The sequence below is a fragment of the Gordonia crocea genome, from assembly GCF_009932435.1.
Taxonomy (GTDB): Bacteria; Actinomycetota; Actinomycetes; order Mycobacteriales; family Mycobacteriaceae; genus Gordonia; species Gordonia crocea.
In genome coordinates, this window is record NZ_BJOU01000001.1 from 1,692,232 (window position 1) to 1,706,243 (window position 14,012).

The following is a 14,012-nucleotide window of genomic DNA, read 5'->3' on the forward strand; positions in this document are numbered from 1 at the left end:
GCTAGGGCTTGGTGAGCGACACCATGCCGTTGGGCAGATAGCCCTCGGGTACCGCCGCCGGGTTGGGCGGGGGCGGGATGATCGGCACGGCGTTTCCGGACCCGGCGCCGCGGGTGATGGTCTTGGGTCGCAGCCACAATGCGCCGGCCCGAGAGCGGTCGCGCAGCGCGGCGGCCCGCCAAGTCAGGACCGGATGGCTGGCCAGCGCGTTGACCAGGTGCACGAACGGTCCGCGCTCCTGCGTGGCGCGGTCGGCGAACTGGTCGAAATCCACCGCGGAGAGCAGGTACTTGCCCGACGAGAGGGCGCCGATGACCCCGGGGGCGCCGGACGGCTGGGTGTAGTAGCCGTAGTTGTCGGCGGTGTATTCCTGGGCCCGCGACAGCGCGGAGCCGAGGATGGGGATCCGCATCCCCAGAGCGGTGGCGACCTGCCGCCAGTAGGAGACGTGGCCGGCGGCGATGTGTCCGACCTCGTGGCCGATGACGAAGCGCAGGGCCTCCGGGTCGCGGGCCTGGCCGCCGATCTCGAACAGGTCGCTGTAGACGATGACGAAGCGGCGGAAGCCGTGACCGGAGGCGCCGGCGTTCAGGGTGCCGTTGCCGTTGACCACGAAGGCGTCGGGGACGTATTCCAGGCCGACCCGGGCGGCCGCGTCGACGACCATCTGGTAGGCCTCGGGGAACTGGCTGGGGGTCAATTGCACGCCGTTGACGCGTTGCTGGGCGTAGAGAACACCACGGCCGATCACCAGGAGCAGCGGGATCAGCAAGACCGAGAGCACCTGCCAGGTCAGCGAGCCGCTCAGCACCGTCACGACCAGAGACAGGTAGGCCAACAGGGTCACCACGATGATGATCACCAGCATGGGGATCTCCCAGGGGTGGAGCCGGGGGGCGCTGGCGAATCGGGCCGGCGGCAGCCAATGCGCGTCGGGCGGCAGTTGCTGCGGCTCCGGGGCGGGTCCGGCCGGGATTCCGGGTACCGAGGGGATCGGCGACGACAAGCCGGGGGCGTTTACTGGTTGGGACACGCCTTCAAACTATAGTGGCGCCATGCGTGTCTACCTGGGTGCTGACCATGCCGGCTTCGAGTTGAAGAACCGGATCGCCGAACATTTGACCGCCACCGGCCACGAGGTGGTCGACTGTGGGGCGCACACCTATGACGCTCTCGACGACTATCCCGCCTTCTGCATCGACGCGGCCAAGCGCACCGTTGCCGATCCGGGCAGCCTGGGCATTGTGCTCGGCGGCAGCGGCAACGGCGAGCAGATCGCGGCGAACAAGGTGCCCGGCGCCCGCTGCGCGCTGGCGTGGAGCGTCGAGACCGCCGAGCTCGCGCGCCAGCACAACAATGCCCAGCTGATCGGCATCGGCGGGCGCATGCACACCGAGGCCCAGGCCCTGGCCATCGTCGACGCCTTCCTGGCTACGCCGTGGTCGGGGGAGGAGCGCCACCAGCGCCGTATCGACATCCTTGACGAGTACGAGCGCACCGGCGAGGCCCCCGCCGTGCCCGGTGCCTGAGGGACACACCCTTCACCGGCTCGCCCGACGCCAGCAGCGGCAGTTCGGCGGGCGCCCGGTTGCGCTGAGTTCCCCGCAGGGGCGCTTCGCCGACGAGGCCGCCTACCTCGACGGATGGACCTTTCACGGGGCTTCGGCGTGGGGCAAGCACCTGCTGCAGGAGTACCGCGAACCGGGATCGTCGGCGCGATCGGGCCGTCGACAGTTGGTCCACGTGCACCTGGGGATCTACGGTGCCTTCCACGATCTGACGGTTCCACCCGGCCCGCCCGTCGGCCAGGTGCGGCTGCGGATCGTCGGGCCCGATGCCGCGGTCGATCTGCGCGGCCCCAATGCCTGTGAGCTGTACAGCCCCGAAGACCTCGACACCCTGATCGCGCGTCTCGGGCCCGACCCGCTGCGACCCGACGCCGAGCCCGACCGCGCCCGGGCCGCGATCCAGAAGTCCCGTCGGCCCATCGGGGCGTTGCTGATGGACCAGAAGGTCATCGCCGGCGTCGGCAACGTGTATCGCGCGGAGGTGCTGTACCGCGCCGGCATCGACCCGCACCGCCTCGGCACGTCGATATCCGACGAGGAGTTCGACGCCCTCTGGGCCGACCTGGTCGAGCTCATGCCGGTCGGCGTCCGACGCGGTCAGATGCATGTCATGCGACCGGAGGACGACCACGGCGCTCCGTCGTACCGCCCCGACCGGCCGCGCACCTACGTGTACCGCCGGGCTGGCGAGCCGTGCCGGATCTGCGGCACCCCCATCGCCCACGGGGTCATGGAGGGCCGCAACCTGTTCTGGTGTCCGAACTGTCAGTCGTAGGTAGATGCTGTGCTGTCAGAGTCCGTGTCGGGGCCAACCCGGGTCGGGTGGATCGATAGGGGCCAGGACGGGCATGGGGTGAACTACCCCGTCGGCGAGGATGGGGGCGGATTGCCGCCTTGCCCCCACAGTGCCGTCGATTGGTGGTCGGTCAGCGTAGCAACGAGTGAGATCCGGAGGGCGAAACTGCGTCAACGCAGTTGTAACGGTCCCGCTATGGCCGCGCGTGTTGGTCGTGTGGATCGGCAAGGAGGAACTGGAGTGCGTCCAGCAGGCCGGTGATCAAGGCTGTCGGTGCTTCTGCGAGCTGGAAGCCGTAGGTGTCGCGTGCGTAGCGCTTGGTCGTGGGGTCGATGTGCAATACGGGAATGCTGAGGCCAAGGTCTGCGAGGCTCGTCGAACCGTCGGGACCTTGCCATTGGGACACGAGGATGCTCGCGGAGTCAATGAAGGGGTGAAGTGGGTTCTGGGTAGTCAGGAGCCATTCGGGAATTGACCCGGCTGTGACGGCGACGACCCGCTGGGTGTGGCCGAGCACCGCGGTCATGACCTGGCCCGCGACAGGAGCCGGCACGTTCACAAAGGTCGTAAGACCGAGCCGGTCGAGCCTGGCCAAAGCAGACCGGACGGACTCATCAGCAGGCCCGGAGGTCGGCGCCGACGCCACCAAAGTGGCCGTATAGGTCCTACTGTCGATGAACCGGGCGAGCTCGGAGGGCGCTGCGGTCCCAAGATCCAGTCCGGCAAGCCCGGCGATACTCCCGCCGTCGTGGGCTCCGAGGTACCGGGCGAGCTCGCGCCCGGAACCGGTGTCGACACCGATAACCCGGCCGACCCCGTTGTCAACGGAGTGGATCATGACCCGGCTTGCGGCAATGGTGAGTAGGGCTGCAACTGCAGATGTTGGGGCACCGGGGTCCAGTGGGACTACTGCGACTTGGCGGGGCTTCCACGTCTCAGGTTGAATGGCCTGCGTCGCGCGCCGGATGGCGCGTGACTCGGCGCGTTTGTCGGGGACTCCGCGCACTAGACTGTGCAAAGACATGTTCAGTGATTCTAGGTTGGCAGCCTTTGTCGGGTGGAACGGGAATGTAGATGGGCGACGATCAGCAGCGGTGGCGGTTGCTGCCTACGTTCGTGTTCGAGGTGGGGTTGGCGTGGCGTGTTGATCCTGCTGCGATCGGTCGAGGACCCGATTGGTTCACTGCGGAGATGGTCAACCCAAGCTACCCGTCGGCGCGTTTGAGTTGGCGCCAGGCCTACGTTCATGAGCCGCTGATTGATGAGCAGCTCCGGCGCGCGCGAGAGGGCTTCGATATCGTGGGTGACTCCCTGGTGGTCGAGATCGGCGAGTCTAGGGGCGAGGAGCAGATTGGTACGCAGGTGTTCAGTGTTGCGGGCGGGTCGGTTGCTCACACTGTTTTGACGGTGGATCTGCCCGAGTTGGGGGGTGTGGTTGAGATCCTCGTGGGGTTGTCGGCTTCCGATGATGATTTCGGTCCTGTTGCCGAGGAGTTTTCCCGGTTGGTGGAGACGATCCGACTGGGTGATGGTCCCCTTCCGGTCAACGAGTTGTTGGCGGCCGAGTTCGACGATCCGGGTGCAGATCCCGGCGTTTGAATGGTGTGGCCTGATGGTTTGTTACCGTTGCTGGACTAGTTCAGGGGGTTGATTGTGGCTGGGCCGACTGAGCGTGCGCAGGCGCCTGCTGCGCTTGCAGCTCCTGCGAACTCGGAGATGCCGACTTACACCAAGATTGGCGATACGCAGCAGGGTGCGTCGGCTGCCCAGCCGGATGGGTCGGGGTCGGGGCAGGCTGTTGAGGGAGCGGATGCGGCGTCGCATCCGGTGGCTGGGCCGAAGGTTATTCCGCATCATTTGTTGCCGGCGGCGGTGACTGCGGCCTCGGATGGGCAGGCGCCGGGGTTGAAGGCGGAGGGGATTGGGCAATGCACGCCTGACGATCCCGATGGTAATGGCGTGGCGGGGTTTCAGAAACCGAACCCGAAGCAGGCCCCGGCGGATGCGTCGGCGTTGGGTCAGGCGGCTGGGCGCAAGGAGGGGGATTCGTGGGAGACACGCAACGCTGACGGGACGAAGGTGGTGTACACGATCCCGACCGGTAATGGGGATCAAAGTGTTGATCAGGTGACGTACGACAAGTCCGGCAAGGCGGTGTCGAACTCGCGGGTGGTGTCCAACGGGGAGGGTGGTTTTCAGCAGTGGTCCAACGATAAGGGTGGGACCTCGAGTTATCGGTCGCAGGATAAGCCGGGTGCTGATGTGACGACGATGGCGTGGCGGCCGGGGGTTGATGCATCGTCCTCGCCGCCGTATTCGGTGACGACGAGTTCGTGGGATGGGACGCGTTCGTCGACGGAGGCGGTTGATGAGAAGGGGGTGTGGTCGCGGGTCGACAAGGTCAAGACCGAGACCGGGGGCTGGGAGACGCAGACCACGGCTGAGGATGGTTCGGTGCGGTTGGCGCGGGTCGATCCGGACGGGAAGCTGCATTTGATCGGTGAGACCGATGCCAAGGGCACCGGGTGGGTTGATGACGGCAATGGTGGTGCGGCCAAGGTGCACCGTGATGAGCACGGTAACCAGGTCACGGTGTCGACGAACAAGGAGACCGGTTCGCAGACCACCACCTACGTCGATCCGAAGTCGGGGTTGCAGCGTTCGCGGGTGACCGATAAGTCTGGGAAGCAGATCGGGACCGTCGACTACGACAAGGACGGCAAACCAGTATCGGGTGTGGTCGTTGATGGTGGGGTCCGCACGTCGTGGGTCAACGGGATCGCCACGATCACCCACGACGGTAAGAACGAGAAGAACAAGGACTGGAAAAAGCAGGTTGTCGCCGCTGATGGGAGTGTGGAGCAGTTCAAGTCCGATGGATCCAAAGACAAGTTTGATGCCGCCGGTGCCCATATCGATCACACTGATGCCCCGGACAATAGACCGGCGTGGAAGAAGGCGTTAACTGGGACGGGCAACTTCTTCAAAGGTGTCGGTAAGGGTGCGTGGGGCACCGTTAAAGGCTTGGGATCGTTGGTGGGGATCGGCGGCAAGGGTGGACCAGGGGTGGGTGAGGCGTGGGTTGGTTTCGGGAAAGGCTTGGGTAACATTTTGTGGACCTACAATCCGCAGGTCGTTGCGACCAAGACTGCCTATGATGTTGTGCGAACTTTGACGAGTAAGGACTATGTCGCCGAGAATCCGGTCGATCGGGTTTCTGGAATGACCAATGCGTGGCTGGGTGTAGATCCCCGCAACTTCGGCAAAGACGGTATTGATAGTAACCAACTGGCCGGTGAAGCCGTGTTCGGTGCGGCGATGTTCTTCGTTCCCGTCAAAGGTACCGCAGCGCTGAAAGCGGGAGCGAAAGCGGCATCGAAGGCTTCTCCGGCGGTTGCCAAGGCCGCGGCCCGTGTCGCCTCGGGCGCGGAAAAAGCAGCAGCCAACACCCGTTTCGCCCTCAACCGGTATGCCTTGAACAAAGTCGCTAAACACGCCGACGACCTCACCAAAGCACGTCCATCCGCGGTTCCCGGTGTGAATCACCCCAGGTTTGATGCCGCTCCTTTCTGAGTCCCACACATCGGGAAGGATGACAATCATGCCCAAGAAGATCGATCCGGCCATCCAGGCTCGTGCCGAGCGTCTGTGGCGCGAGCGCGGCGCCGAGTACGCGAACCCAACCGCCGCGGCGACGGCGTTCGCCGAGCAGCTCGGCCTCGGTAAGGAGACCGTCCGCCGCTGGATCCTGCAGTGGCAGGTCGACAGCGGAGCCCGCGCCGGTACCACCACCGAAGAACTCGCCGAGATCAAGCGCCTCAAGGCCGAGAACAAGCGGCTGCGCGAGGACGTCGCCATCTTGAAAGCAGCGACAACTTTCTTCGCGGGGGAACTCGACCCCCGAAGCCGATGATCATGAGTTTCGTAGATTCCTTGCGCGACGAAGGATTTGCCGTCGAGTCGATCTGCCGAGTCCTCACCGAGCAGGGCTGCAAGATCGCGGCACGCACCTACCGGGCCTGGCGCAGCGCGGGTCCGGCCAAACGCACTGTCAGCGACGCCCGCACTGTCGACGCCGTTCGCGACACCGTCTGGACCACCGACGACCACGGTCGACGAAAGCTGACTCCCGAAGGCCTCTACGGTCGATCCAAGCTGACTGCGCACCTGCGACGCCTTGGCCACGAGGTCACCCCCGGTTCGGTTGACCGGGCAATGAAGCTGTTGGGACACAACGGAATTCGGCGTTGCAGAAAGATTCGGACAACGATCCCGGACCCCGATGGCGTGCGGGCAGAGGACCTCGTCGACCGGGACTTCACTGCATCCGAACCCAACGAACTGTGGTGCACCGACTTCACCTATGTTCGCACCTGGTCCGGATGGGTGTACGTCGCGTTTATCGTCGATGTGTACTCCCGCCTCATCGTGTCCTGGCACGCCCAAACCGGTAGGGAGGCCGACCTGGTCACGACTCCGCTGCGAATGGCGCTGTGGTGGCGTCGCCACCAAGGCCACCCCGTTCGAGCAGGCCGGTTGATCCACCACTCGGATGCCGGTACCCAGTACACATCGACGGCGTTAACTGATGACCTTGCACTGCAGAAGATTTGGCCTTCCATCGGCTCTGTCGGCGACGCCTACGACAACGCGCTCATCGAGTCCGTCAACGGCCTATATAAGACCGAGTGCATCCACACAACGGTCTTCCACGCCGGCCCCTACAAGACCCTCTCGGATGTCGAGTTCGCAACGTCGGCATGGGTCGCCTGGTACAACAATGACAGGCTCCACTCGAGCATCGGGATGGTCCCGCCCGCCGAGTTCGAGTCGACCTACTACGCCGCCCTCAACCGAGAGCTGCACCCCGTATAGGAGCGGCAGAAAACCTGGGGTGATTCACCCCGGTGATCGTCGCCGCGAGGGCGACGACGACCACGGTGGCCGCGGCGATCGCCATGCGGCGGCGGTTCCGTGGGGGAGTCGGTGGTTCTGATTCGAGGGCGGACGGTGTGGGCGTCGAGGCCGGGGGGACTATCGAGGCCGGGGGGACAGGGGCCGGGGGGACAAGGGTGTCGCGCGACGGAGCGGCCAGCGCCGCGGACAGGGCCGTCGCGAAGTCGCCGCACGTGGCGTAGCGCTGTGCTGGGTCTTTCGCCAGCGCGCGGCGCAGCACCGGGTCCGCAGCGGCCAGGTCGGGTCGGTGGCGCGTGATCGACGGCGGGGCCGCGGTGGTGTGGGCGGCCAGCAGTTCGCCGGTCGAACCGGAGAACGGGGTGTGCCCGGTCAGTGCCTGGAATGCGGTCACCGCGAGCGAGTACTGGTCGGCGGCCGCGCCGGCCGCCTCGCCGCGGATGACCTCCGGTGCCATGTAGGGCGGGGATCCGACGGGGCTGAACGGTTGCGTCAGGTCACTGGGGACGGTCACGTCTCGGGCGATCCCGAAGTCGACGACGACGACGCCGTCGACCCGACCGCCGGGAAGCCGGGTGATGATGACGTTGGCGGGCTTGATATCGCGGTGCACCACGCCGCGGCCGTGCGCATAGTCCAGCGCCGACGCCACGCGGGTGATGATCTCGCCCGCCTCGGCCACGGAGACCCGCCCGGCGGCGTTGGCGAGGTCCTCGCCGTCGAGATAGGTCATGGTGTACCAGGGCACGTCGTCGGTGACGTCGAACTCGTGGATGGTCACGATGCCCGGGTGGTGCAGTGCGGCGGCCGCACGGGCCTCGCGGCGGAACCGCTCGTCGCCGTCGCCGACGGCATGGTCGGCGGTGATCGTCTTGAGGGCCTCTTCGCGGCCGAGGCGGGGGTGGGACACGCGGTAGACGGTGCCCATGCCGCCGGAGCCCAACACGCCGAGCACCTTGTACCCCGCGAAGACGTCACCCGGTGACAGCACGATGAACATCCTCCGGTCCAACCCCCGCTGCTCGATCGGCAGCCTCCGGTTCACCAGGATACGAGGTACCACCCGGTGGCCGTGACCTGCGCCCGGCCGGTACTGAGTAGAGACTAGTCGCGCGGGGTGCGCCAGTTGCCGCCGCCGACGGTGCCGCGGACGACGATCGGGGTGCCACGGGGGATGGTGTCGAAGACCCACCGGCCGTTGTCCATGCTGATGTTGATGCAGCCATGGCTGGCGTTGCTATTGCCCTGCTGGGCCACCGACCACGGTGCGGCGTGGATGAAGATGCCGTTCCAGTCCATCCGCGTCGCGTACTCGACGAAGGTGCGGTAACCCTCGGGGGAGTTCACCGGCACGCCGTACGTGGACGAGTCCATGTACATCGAGCGGTGCTTCTCCTTGGTGTAGTACGTGCCGTTGGGCGTGGGGTGCTTGTTGGTGCCCATCGAGATCGGCATCGCCCGGTTGTAGGAGCCGTTGTGCCACCAGTGGATGGTGTGCGTGGCGTCATCGGCCAGCGCGACCCAACCGGTACGGCTGGCGACGGCCGGCATACCCGGAACGGCGGGGCCGTTCTGCTTGGCCTGCGGCTTGGGCTTCGGCTTCGGCTTCGGCGGGGCCGGCACACCGGGGATCTCGACCGGCGGGAGGCCGGGAATGATCGTGATGGGTGCGGCGTGGGCCGACGCCGGCATCACCAGGGCCACGGCGATGGTCCCGGCAACAGCGGCCAGAACGCCCTTCGCAGCGCTGCGCCGAGCATGCTTGGTGGTGCTAAGCATTCTCTTGAAATCCTTCACTTGGTCGTCAGGGTCTTGTCATCACCCTGGGGATTTCCCTCCGGCCGGACGGTGCCCGACCTTGAGATTCATCGTCAATCGTTGCACAAACGTTTCATTTGAGCCAATGAACTTTGGTCACTTGACCGAGATGTCGGAGTTGGTTCGGGGCGAAATCCGCAGGCTGCCTGCGGATACATCGGGTGTGACTTTTCCCACCGAAGGGCCGCCGCGTCAGCCCGCGCCCCGATTTCAGCGACCCGCACCGTCCGTGTACAGTCGTTCTTCGCATGCGGCGATTCCGGCGACCCCGGAGCGCTGCCTGCACGCGGGTGTAGCTCAATGGTAGAGCCCTAGTCTTCCAAACTAGCTACGCGGGTTCGATTCCCGTCACCCGCTCTGCCGTGGATTCGGATGGGCACGGATTCGCCAGGGCCACGGGATGTGGCGCAGCTTGGTAGCGCATCCGCTTTGGGAGCGGAGGGTCGCAGGTTCAAATCCTGTCATCCCGACAACTCGAGACATCACATTAAACAAGGAGAACGTCTGTGAAGACCAGCGTGGAGCAGCTGACCCCGACCCGGGTCAAACTGAGCGTCGAGATCCCGTTCGACGAGCTCTCGTCGGAGTTCGACCGTGCCTACGCGACGCTGGCCCAGCAGGTCCGCATCCCCGGGTTCCGGCCCGGTAAGGCACCGGCCAAGCTGATCGAGGCCCGTGTCGGCCGCGACGCGGTGCTCGCCCAGGTCGTCAACGATGCGCTGCCGGCCAAGTACGGCCAGGCCATCGAAGAGGCCGACGTCAAGGCCATCGGCCAGCCCGACATCGAGCTCGGCGAGCTCGTCGACGGCGCGCCGGTCACCTTCACCGCCGAGGTCGACGTGCGTCCGGAGATCTCCCTGCCCGACTTCGCGTCGCTGGCGGTGACCGTGGATGCGCTGAAGTCCGACGAGGACGCGGTCGCCGAGCAGCTCGAAGGCCTGCGCGAGCGCTTCGGCACCCTCAAGGCCGTCGAGCGCGGAGCGCAGACCGGCGACCACGTCACCCTCGACCTCGAGGCCACCGTCGACGGCAAGCCGGTTCCCGACGCCACCACCGAGGGGCTGAGCCACGAGGTCGGTTCCGGCCAGCTCATCGACGGGCTCGACGAGGCCGTCACCGGTCTCAAGGCCGGCGAAGAGGCCGAGTTCACCACCAAGCTGGTCGCCGGCGAGTTCGCCGACTCCGATGCCACCGTGAAGGTCAAGGTCGGCGCGGTCAAGGAGCGCGAGCTGCCCGAGCTCGACGACGAGTTCGCCCAGCTGGCCAGCGAGTTCGACACCATCGACGAACTGCGCGAGTCGGCCCGCGGCCGGGTCGAGCAGTCCAAGAAGATCGAGCAGGCCAACCAGATCCGCGACAAGGTCCTCGACGACCTGCTGGAGAAGGTCGAGTTCCCGGTGCCGGAGACGATCGTCGACGCCGAGGTCGAGGGCCAGCTCGAAGAGGTCCTGCACAGCATCGGCCATGACGAGGCCATGTTCGAGCGCCTCCTCGAGGCCCAGGGCACCACGCGCGAGGAGTTCGAGACCAACGCGCGGGAGAACGCCGAGCGCGGCGTCCGCACCCAGCTGCTCCTCGACGCGATCGCCGATCAGGAAGAGACCGAGGTCAGCCAGGAAGAGCTGACCCAGCAGATCATCTTCGCCTCGCAGCGCTACGGGATGGCCCCGCAGGAGTTCGTCAACCAGCTCCAGCAGGCCGGCCAGATCGGCGCGCTCTACGCCGACGCCCGCCGCAACAAGGCGCTGTCGTCGATCATCTCCCGTGTCGCCGTGACCGACGACCAGGGCGCCACCGTCGACACCGCCGAGTACTTCGGCCCGGTCGGTGACGCCGAGGGCGACACCGACGACGAGTAGTCCGACCACGACCCTGTGCCGGGTCCGGCCCGCGAAACGCGGTTCCGGACCCGGCACAGTCGTCTCCGCAGCACCCGGTCCGGGCGACTCGCCGTTTAGCTGTAAGCGAATCGGCGTGTTAGAAGGAACGGTTGGCGTCGGGGATTGGTTACTGTCGGTGCAAACACCTTCAGCGAATCCACGTGACCGCGAGATCAATCCAAAGGTAGGAACATTGAGCACTTCGTCGATCCACACGCCCCTGTTGTCGTCGGGCGTCGCCGGCCTGACTTTGAACGACTCGGTCTTCGAGCGTCTGCTGCGCGAGCGCATCATCTTCCTCGGCACCCAGGTCGACGATGACATCGCCAACCGGCTGTGCGCGCAGATCCTGCTGCTCACCGCCGAGGCCCCGGACAAGGACATCCAGTTCTACATCAACTCGCCGGGCGGCTCGGTCACCGCGGGCATGGCGATCTTCGACACCATGCAGCTCTCGCCGTGTGACATCTCCACCTACGCGATGGGCATGGCGGCGTCGATGGGTCAGTTCCTGTTGACCGCCGGCACCAAGGGCAAGCGCTACGCGCTGCCGCACGCGCGGATCATGATGCACCAGCCGTCGGCGGGCATCGGCGGTACGGCCGCGGACATCGCCATCCAGGCCGAGCAGTTCTCCGCCACGAAGAAGGAGATGAACCTCCTCAACTCGCAGCACACCGGTCAGCCGCTGGAGAAAATCGAGGCCGACTCCGACCGCGACAAGTGGTTCCGGGCCGAAGAGGCCAAGGACTACGGCCTCGTCGACCACGTCGTCACCACGCTCTAGCAGCGACCGCTCCGCCATTCCCTTCGACGCCGAAAGAGCCTTCATGAGCAACGAACCCACCACCACCGCCGGTACGGCCGCGCAGGCCTACCGCAACCTGCAGGCGCGCTACATCCTGCCCAGCTTCATCGAGCAGACGCCCACCGGGCACCGCCAGTACGACCCGTACGCCAAGCTGTTCGAGGAGCGCATCGTCTTCGTCGGCACGCCGATCGACCAGACGGTCGCCAACGACGTGATGGCGCAGCTGCTGGTCCTGGAGAGCCAGGATCCCGACCGTGACATCACGATGTACATCAACTCGCCGGGCGGCAGCGTGCCCGACATGCTCGCCATCTACGACACGATGCAGTACGTCCACTGCGACATCATGACCGTGTGCCTCGGCGAGGCGGCGTCGGCGGCGGCGATCCTGCTGGCCGGCGGAACCCCGGGTAAGCGTGCGGCCCTGCCGAACGCGACCATCCTGATCCACCAGCCGCGCACCGGTGGTGCCTACCAGGGCCAGGTGTCGGACCTGGAGATCCAGGCCGCCGAGATCGAGCGCATCCGCAAACGCCTCGACGAGATCCTGGCCGGGCACACCGGCCAGACGCCGGAGAAGATCCGCGTCGACACCGACCGCGACAACATCCTGACGGCCGAACAGGCCAAGGAGTACGGGATCATCGACGAGGTGTTCGGCTACCGCAAGAAGTCGCTGAACAAATAGCTCTGATCAAGTGGCGACATTCGCCCCAAGTAGCTCGAAGTTCACGTCGGACGCGGGTACCGTCGGTGTACCGGCGGTGACCAATCCATGACGGCCGTCCGCAGGTGCGCGTCCAGCCGCACCGGACCAGCAGGGAAGTAGGTAACGATCGATGGCGCGAATCGGAGACGGTGGCGACCTGCTGAAGTGCTCGTTCTGCGGGAAGAGCCAGAAGCAGGTCAAGAAGCTCATCGCGGGACCCGGTGTGTACATCTGCGACGAGTGCATCGACCTGTGCAACGAGATCATCGAGGAAGAGCTCGCCGAGAACAGCGACGTCAAACTCGACGAGCTGCCCAAGCCGGTCGAGATCCGCGACTTCTTGGACAACTACGTGATCGGCCAGGACAACGCCAAGCGCACCCTGGCCGTCGCGGTCTACAACCACTACAAGCGGATCCAGGCCGGCGAGAAGAAGGACGCCAAGAGTGGCGAGACCGTCGAGCTGGCGAAGTCGAACATCCTGATGCTCGGCCCGACCGGTTGCGGTAAGACCTACCTCGCCCAGACGCTGGCCAAGATGCTCAACGTGCCGTTCGCCATCGCCGACGCCACCGCCCTCACCGAGGCCGGTTATGTCGGCGAGGACGTCGAGAACATCCTGCTGAAGCTGATCCAGGCCGCCGACTACGACGTCAAGCGTGCCGAGACCGGCATCATCTACATCGACGAGGTCGACAAGATCGCCCGCAAGAGCGAGAACCCGTCGATCACCCGTGACGTGTCCGGCGAGGGCGTTCAGCAGGCACTGCTGAAGATCCTCGAGGGCACCCAGGCGTCGGTCCCGCCGCAGGGCGGGCGCAAGCACCCGCACCAGGAGTTCATCCAGATCGACACGACGAACGTGCTGTTCATCGTCGCCGGCGCCTTCGCGGGGCTGGAGAAGATCGTGTCCGACCGCGTCGGCAAGCGCGGCATCGGGTTCGGTACCGAGGTCGCCTCGAAGGAAGAGGTCGACACCACCGACCACTTCGCCGAGGTGATGCCGGAGGACCTGATCAAGTTCGGGTTGATCCCGGAGTTCATCGGCCGTCTGCCGATCGTCGCGTCGGTGACGAACCTGGACAAGGACTCGCTGGTGAGCATCCTCAGCGAGCCGAAGAACGCGCTGGTCAAGCAGTACACCAAGCTGTTCGAGATGGACAACGTCGAGCTCGAGTTCGCCGATGATGCGCTCGGGGCGATCGCCGACCAGGCCATCCACCGGGGAACCGGTGCCCGCGGCCTGCGCGCGATCATGGAGGAGGTCCTCCTCCCGGTGATGTACGACATCCCGAGCCGCGACGACGTCGAGAAGGTCGTCGTCACCGGTGAGACCGTGCGTGACAACGTCCTGCCGACGATCGTGCCGCGCAAGAAGCACCGCGCCGAGCCGCGCGACAAGAGCGCCTAGCCTCGAACCCTCGCTCCTCCCGCACGAATTGGCATATCCCGCAGTAATTCCCGCGGGATATGCCAATTCGTGCGGGATTTGCGGGACAGACCAGCCCCCTCGGGC

The 14,012-nt window shown here is 65.8% G+C and carries 13 protein-coding genes and 2 tRNA genes; 11 read left to right on the forward strand and 4 right to left on the reverse strand.

Going from position 1 to position 14,012, the window contains the following annotated elements; translation table 11 throughout:
• Position 1: 1 nt before the first annotated feature.
• Positions 2-1,033, reverse strand: coding sequence for a M48 family metallopeptidase (locus tag nbrcactino_RS07950; RefSeq protein WP_161926863.1), 1,032 nt, complete (start codon positions 1,031-1,033; stop codon positions 2-4).
• Positions 1,034-1,055: 22 nt separating this feature from the next.
• Here nbrcactino_RS07950 and nbrcactino_RS07955 point away from each other — a divergent pair, with 22 nt between their 5' ends.
• Complete coding sequence (locus tag nbrcactino_RS07955) at positions 1,056-1,529, forward strand: ribose-5-phosphate isomerase (protein ID WP_161926864.1); 474 nt, start codon at positions 1,056-1,058, stop codon at positions 1,527-1,529.
• Entirely contained in the window at positions 1,522-2,343 is an 822-nt protein-coding gene (locus nbrcactino_RS07960; RefSeq protein WP_161926865.1) for an Fpg/Nei family DNA glycosylase, read from the forward strand. The genes nbrcactino_RS07955 and nbrcactino_RS07960 overlap by 8 nt, the downstream gene beginning before the upstream one ends.
• Positions 2,344-2,557: 214 nt before the next feature.
• On the opposite strand, the gene nbrcactino_RS07965 is transcribed toward nbrcactino_RS07960, so the two are convergent.
• Positions 2,558-3,202 carry a hypothetical protein gene (locus nbrcactino_RS07965; protein WP_161926866.1) on the reverse strand — a complete coding sequence of 215 codons (645 nt, stop codon included), beginning with the start codon at positions 3,200-3,202 and terminating at the stop codon, positions 2,558-2,560.
• A gap of 236 nt (positions 3,203-3,438) precedes the next feature.
• On the opposite strand from nbrcactino_RS07965, the gene nbrcactino_RS07970 reads away from it, so the two are divergent.
• From nbrcactino_RS07970 to nbrcactino_RS07980, 3 genes are all read left to right on the forward strand, one after another.
• Positions 3,439-3,963, forward strand: a complete 525-nt coding sequence (locus nbrcactino_RS07970) for a hypothetical protein (RefSeq protein WP_161926867.1) — start codon at positions 3,439-3,441, stop codon at positions 3,961-3,963.
• Between the two features lie 117 nt (positions 3,964-4,080).
• A complete protein-coding gene (locus nbrcactino_RS07975) occupies positions 4,081-5,937 on the forward strand; it encodes a hypothetical protein (protein ID WP_161926868.1) in 1,857 nt (618 codons plus the stop codon).
• Between the two features lie 28 nt (positions 5,938-5,965).
• A protein-coding gene (locus tag nbrcactino_RS07980) for an IS3 family transposase (protein WP_161926869.1) occupies positions 5,966-7,239 on the forward strand; the annotation gives its coding sequence in 2 pieces (ribosomal slippage) (positions 5,966-6,239 and positions 6,239-7,239; 1,275 coding nt in all).
• Here the strand turns inward: nbrcactino_RS07980 and nbrcactino_RS07985 are convergent.
• Positions 7,214-8,269: a serine/threonine-protein kinase gene (locus nbrcactino_RS07985; RefSeq protein WP_161926870.1), complete on the reverse strand. Its 1,056-nt coding sequence runs from the start codon at positions 8,267-8,269 to the stop codon at positions 7,214-7,216. The genes nbrcactino_RS07980 and nbrcactino_RS07985 overlap by 26 nt on opposite strands.
• A gap of 113 nt (positions 8,270-8,382) precedes the next feature.
• Positions 8,383-9,057, reverse strand: a complete 675-nt coding sequence (locus tag nbrcactino_RS07990) for a L,D-transpeptidase (RefSeq protein WP_161926871.1) — start codon at positions 9,055-9,057, stop codon at positions 8,383-8,385.
• A gap of 325 nt (positions 9,058-9,382) precedes the next feature.
• Here nbrcactino_RS07990 and nbrcactino_RS07995 point away from each other — a divergent pair.
• The 6 genes from nbrcactino_RS07995 to clpX all read left to right on the forward strand — a co-directional run bounded on the left by nbrcactino_RS07995 (position 9,383) and on the right by clpX (position 13,907).
• Positions 9,383-9,453, forward strand: a tRNA-Gly gene (locus nbrcactino_RS07995).
• A 39-nt stretch (positions 9,454-9,492) separates the two neighbouring features.
• Positions 9,493-9,566: transfer RNA gene (locus nbrcactino_RS08000), tRNA-Pro, on the forward strand.
• Between the two features lie 36 nt (positions 9,567-9,602).
• The gene (gene tig, locus nbrcactino_RS08005; RefSeq protein WP_161926872.1) at positions 9,603-10,955 is read left to right on the forward strand and encodes a trigger factor; all 1,353 of its coding nucleotides are present in this window, start codon (positions 9,603-9,605) and stop codon (positions 10,953-10,955) included.
• 214 nt (positions 10,956-11,169) lie between these two features.
• Positions 11,170-11,763: an ATP-dependent Clp protease proteolytic subunit gene (locus nbrcactino_RS08010; RefSeq protein WP_161926873.1), complete on the forward strand. Its 594-nt coding sequence runs from the start codon at positions 11,170-11,172 to the stop codon at positions 11,761-11,763.
• Between the two features lie 43 nt (positions 11,764-11,806).
• Entirely contained in the window at positions 11,807-12,475 is a 669-nt protein-coding gene (locus tag nbrcactino_RS08015; RefSeq protein WP_161926874.1) for an ATP-dependent Clp protease proteolytic subunit, read from the forward strand.
• Positions 12,476-12,626: 151 nt separating this feature from the next.
• Entirely contained in the window at positions 12,627-13,907 is a 1,281-nt protein-coding gene (gene clpX / locus nbrcactino_RS08020) for an ATP-dependent Clp protease ATP-binding subunit ClpX (RefSeq protein ID WP_161926875.1), read from the forward strand.
• The last annotated feature ends 105 nt before the right edge of the window (positions 13,908-14,012 follow it).

Excerpts from the sequence above, each read along its gene's own strand:
- clpX (WP_161926875.1), top strand. The coding sequence starts at position 12,627 with ATGGCGCGAATCGGAGACGGTGGCGACCTGCTGAAGTGCTCGTTCTGC.
- nbrcactino_RS07955 (WP_161926864.1), top strand. The coding sequence starts at position 1,056 with ATGCGTGTCTACCTGGGTGCTGACCATGCCGGCTTCGAGTTGAAGAAC.
- nbrcactino_RS07975 (WP_161926868.1), top strand. The coding sequence starts at position 4,081 with ATGCCGACTTACACCAAGATTGGCGATACGCAGCAGGGTGCGTCGGCT.
- nbrcactino_RS07970 (WP_161926867.1), top strand. The coding sequence starts at position 3,439 with ATGGGCGACGATCAGCAGCGGTGGCGGTTGCTGCCTACGTTCGTGTTC.
- nbrcactino_RS08015 (WP_161926874.1), top strand. The coding sequence starts at position 11,807 with ATGAGCAACGAACCCACCACCACCGCCGGTACGGCCGCGCAGGCCTAC.
- nbrcactino_RS07990 (WP_161926871.1), bottom strand. The coding sequence starts at position 9,057 with ATGCTTAGCACCACCAAGCATGCTCGGCGCAGCGCTGCGAAGGGCGTT.
- nbrcactino_RS07965 (WP_161926866.1), bottom strand. The coding sequence starts at position 3,202 with ATGATCCACTCCGTTGACAACGGGGTCGGCCGGGTTATCGGTGTCGAC.